The 3,683-nt window shown below is 64.1% G+C and carries 3 protein-coding genes and 2 pseudogenes; 1 reads left to right on the top strand and 4 read right to left on the bottom strand.

The features are described from left to right. Positions 1-142, top strand: a pseudogene (locus tag EN984_RS26325) (tRNA-binding protein); the annotation flags it as partial. Here EN984_RS26325 and EN984_RS26320 read toward each other — a convergent pair. From EN984_RS26320 to EN984_RS39015, 4 genes and pseudogenes are all read right to left on the bottom strand, one after another. Beyond that, on the bottom strand, positions 139-1,161 hold the full coding sequence (locus tag EN984_RS26320; protein ID WP_127270529.1) for a glycosyltransferase family 1 protein: 1,023 nt from the start codon (positions 1,159-1,161) through the stop codon (positions 139-141). The pseudogene EN984_RS26325 and the gene EN984_RS26320 sit on opposite strands and share 4 nt — an antisense overlap. Before the next feature lie 219 nt (positions 1,162-1,380). After that, a complete protein-coding gene (locus tag EN984_RS26315) occupies positions 1,381-2,796 on the bottom strand; it encodes an ATP-binding protein (protein ID WP_127268417.1) in 1,416 nt (471 codons plus the stop codon). Between the two features lie 49 nt (positions 2,797-2,845). Beyond that, on the bottom strand, positions 2,846-3,565 hold the full coding sequence (locus tag EN984_RS26310) for a response regulator transcription factor (protein WP_013530014.1): 720 nt from the start codon (positions 3,563-3,565) through the stop codon (positions 2,846-2,848). After that, a pseudogene (locus tag EN984_RS39015) lies at positions 3,552-3,683 on the bottom strand (MarR family transcriptional regulator); the annotation flags it as partial. The pseudogene EN984_RS39015 and the gene EN984_RS26310, both read right to left, overlap by 14 nt.

Below are 3,683 nucleotides of genomic sequence, written 5' to 3'. Positions count from 1 at the left end.
GTTCGCGGTGGTCAATTTCCCGCCGCGCCAGATCGGTCCATTCATGTCGGAAGTGCTGACGCTCGGCTTTCCCGACGAAGAGGGCGCGGTGGTGCTCGGCGCGATCGAGCGCAAGGTGCCGGATGGCGGCAGGTTGTTTTAGGCCGCCAGCTTGCGCGTCGTTCCCAGCGCTTCCTCGACCGTGTCGAGGAACATCTCTGCACAAGCCTTCCAGCTGTAGCGCATGGCGCGTTCGCGTGCTTCGGCACGGTCTACATTGAGCGCGGCAAGCGAGGCCTCGCGCAGATCGTTGGAGACCGCGCCGCCAAAGCCGTCGCCGACAATGTCGATCGGCCCGGTCACCGGATAGGCGGCAACCGGCGTGCCGCTGGCCAATGCCTCGATGATGACGTTGCCGAACGTGTCGGTGCGGCTCGGGAAGACGAAGACATCGGCCGAGGCATAGATCTCGGCCAGTTCGTCGTTGGGGCGATGGCCGAGGAAATGCGCTTGCGGATATTTTGCCTTCAGCCTGGCAAGCTCAGGGCCTTCGCCGACGATCACCTTGCTGCCCGGCAGGTCGAGGTCGAGGAAGGCGGAGAGGTTCTTTTCGATGGCGACCCGGCCGACGCAGAGGAAGACAGGGCCGGGAAAGCCGAGATTCTTCTTCTTGTCGGGCCGGAAATGGTTGGTGTCGACGCCGCGCGTCCACGGCCGCAGCTTGGTGAAGCCGCGCGCCGAGAGGTCGTCGGCAAGCGACTGGGTGGCGACCAGCGTGCCTTGGCCGGAATTGTGGAAATCGCGCAGCCAGCGATAGGCCCAGCTTTCCGGCACTGGCAGCCGTGCGCTGAGATATTCGGGGAAGCGTGTGTGATAGCTGGTGGTGAACGGCCGGCCGGCATTGCGGCAATAGCGCCGCGCCATGATGCCGAGCGGCCCTTCGGTGACGATGTGGATGTGGTCGGCCTTGCCTGCGTCGATCAGGCGCGCGACATGGCCGGGCGTGGTCAGCGCCAGCCTGATGTCGGGATAGGTCGGCAAGGGCAGGGTGCGAAAGATGTTCGGCGTCAGGAAATCCACGGCGACATCGAAGGATTTCAGCGTCTCGGTGAGCCGCTCCAGCGTGTGGACAACGCCGTTAACCTGCGGCCGCCAGGCATCGGTGACCATCAATATGCGCATGGCGGCCCTTTGCAGGAAAGGTCGACGGTTGCCTTGAGACGATGCCGGAACGGCGACCAGACCGCTGCTCTCGCTTCGCTCCAGCGCACCCGGACGGGCACGGGGTCGAAGTGAGGCGGCAAGGTCGAATCAATTGAGGTCGCGCGCTTCATGCGCGTTCTTGATCATGGTTTCATGACGGGCGGATGAAGCCTGTTTCCACTTTCGGTATCGTGCCGGTTATGCGGGAACCTTGATGATAGCGCGCAGTCCGCCGAGCGGGCTGTCTTCAAGGGTGATGTCGCCGCCATGGGAACGGGCGATGTCGCGGGCGATCGACAGGCCGAGCCCGGTGCCGCTGGCATCGAGGTTGCGGGCTTCGTCGAGCCGCACGAAGGGTTTGAAGACGTCTTCGCGCCGGTCGGCGGGAATGCCCGGACCATCGTCGTCGATGGTGACCAGCAGCGAGCCGCGGCCATGGGTGGCGTTGACTTCCACCGTCTTGGCATAGCGGAAGGCGTTGCCGATGACGTTGGACATCAATCGGGCAAAGGCGTTCGGCCGCACATGCACATCGGGGTCTCCGGCAAGCGTCGTCGACAGCTTGCGCTTGCGCAGCCTGGCTTCCTCGCCGAGCTTTTCGAAATAGGCCTCGAGATCGAACCGTCCGGCGTCTTCCGAAGCCTCGCCACGGGCAAAGGCGAGATAGCCTTCGAGCATCGACTGCATGTCGTCGATGTCCTGGTCGAGCGCGGCCTTGGTCTCGGCCTTGCCGCCGGAAAGCGCCAACTGCAGCTTGAAGCGGGTGAGGATGGTTCGCAGGTCATGACTGACGCCGGTCAGCATGGCGGTGCGCTGCTCGATCTGGCGCTCGATGCGTTCGCGCATCTGCATGAAGGCAAAGCCGGCGCGGCGAACCTCCTCGGCGCCGCGGGGCCGGAAGTCACGCGGCATCGGCCGGCCCTTGCCGAAACTTTCGGCGGCTTCGGCAAGCATCAGGATCGGCCGGATCTGGTTGCGCAGGAAGGGAATGGCGATCATCAGGAGCACCAGCGAGGTGCCGACCATCCAGATAAGGAAGATGTGGGTGTTGGAGGCATAGGCCTGGCTGCGGCGCACGAAGACGCGCAGCACCTTGCCCTCGAGCTGCACGCGCACCTCGACGATGTTGGAGTTGCCGACCGTGTCGATCCAGAACGGGCGGTTGATCTGGCGGGTGATCTCCGACGAGAGAACATCATCCAAAATCGAGAAAAACGGTTTTGGGCCAGGCGCGGGCAGCGGGTCGGGCGGCAAGAGGTCGACCTTCAACTGCATGCGGTCCTGGGCGATGCGTATGATGTTGGTGTAGTCGGCATCGCGCGGATAGGTTTCGATCAGGTCGATGATGGCGGCGATGTCGCGCACGGTGGCCTGCGACAGGCGCTGCGTCACGGTTGCCCAATGACGTTCCATGAAGACGAAGGCGACGACCGATTGCAGCAGGATCATCGGCGCGATGACGATGATCAGCGAGCGGGCATAGAGCCGCTTGGGCATATACAGCGAGACGAGGCGCCAGAAGCGGTTCCAGGCGCGCGGCACCGCCTTCAGCGTCCGCGCGGCGCGTACGCTCAAGCCGCCATTGCCCGGCTGTTCCAGTTCCGTGGTTGCCATTCGCTCATTTCGCTTGCCCGCAGCCGCTCAGCAGGCCGCAGGCGGCATTCTATTCCACGCTGAGCCGATACCCAATACCGCGCACGGTCTGCAGCCAGACCGGGTTGGACGGATCGCGCTCGATCTTGCGGCGCAGCCGGTTGATCTGGACGTCGATGGTGCGCTCGCCGACCTCCGAATCGTCACCGACAAGCTCGTGGCGGGGTATCGTCTCGCCGGCCCTTGCCGCGAAGATCGCCAGGATCTCCTGCTCGCGGTCGGTCAGCTTCAGCGCCTCGCCGCCACGCTTCAACTCGCGCCGGGCGATCTGGAAGGTGTAGGGGCCGAAGACCAACTGCTCGACCTTGGGCGTGGTCGCCGGGCCACCACGGCGAAGAATGTTGTTGATGCGCAGGATCAGCTCGCGCGGATCGAACGGCTTCGGCAGGTAGTCGTCGGCGCCGGCCTCAAGCCCTGAGATGCGGCTGTCGGTCTCCGACAGGGCCGTCAGCATCAGGATCGGTACGTTCTTTTCGGCTCGCAGCGACTTGGTCAGGTCGACGCCCGTTTCACCGGGCATCATGACGTCCAGCACCAGAAGGTCGAAGTCGAGGCCGGCAAGCTTGCGCCTGGCTTCGCCGGCATTGCCGGCGACGGTGACGCGAAAGCCGTTTTCGGTCAGATACTGCTTGAGAAGATTGCGGATGCGGGTGTCGTCGTCGACGACAAGCAGATGCGGCGCGTCGTCGTCCGGCGCGGCCGCGTGATCGACCCGTTCAGTGCTCTCCATGGCTTTTCCCTGACATTTTTGCGGACCCAACGTCGATCTGCGCCCTCAGTTCCGGATTGACCATCGCTTCGAGGAACCGTTCCACCAAGGTCCGTTCGGTTACTCCGGAATCCCCCAA

It is taken from the genome of Mesorhizobium sp. M7A.F.Ca.CA.004.12.1.1, from assembly GCF_003997835.1.
Taxonomy (GTDB): Bacteria; Pseudomonadota; Alphaproteobacteria; order Rhizobiales; family Rhizobiaceae; genus Mesorhizobium.
Note: the sequence above shows the minus strand (reverse complement) of the source record. Positions and strands in the feature narration are given on the sequence as shown.